This window comes from Shewanella sp. AS16, from assembly GCF_021412365.1.
GTDB classification, from domain to species: domain Bacteria; phylum Pseudomonadota; class Gammaproteobacteria; order Enterobacterales; family Shewanellaceae; genus Shewanella; species Shewanella salipaludis.
The window spans coordinates 1-279 of sequence record NZ_JAKCLK010000464.1; the positions used below are offsets into that span (position 1 = coordinate 1).

Annotated in this window: 1 pseudogene; it reads left to right on the plus strand. The window is 63.4% G+C overall.

The annotated features are described in order from the left end of the window. Window positions 1-279, plus strand: a pseudogene (locus LZP73_RS21115) (hypothetical protein); the annotation flags it as partial.

Here is a 279-nt window from a genome sequence, read left to right on the forward strand (position 1 = left end):
GGTGACGGCATCACCTCTTCCCTGACTCCTCCCATGCATGAGGCGGAGGCGGACGCACACGGGGTGCGTTACCTGTACCGCCCCGTCGACTTGGATGCGCTGAACTTGGACGGCGCCTCTGCCCCGGCGCTACTGGATGCGGCAGCGCTGCTCGGCTTTAACGCTTTCAACATCACGCACCCGTGCAAGCAGTCGGTCATGGAGCACCTTCACGAACTTTCGGATGCAGCACGCGCCTTGGGCGCGGTCAATTGCGTGGTGATTCGCGAGGATGGCAGC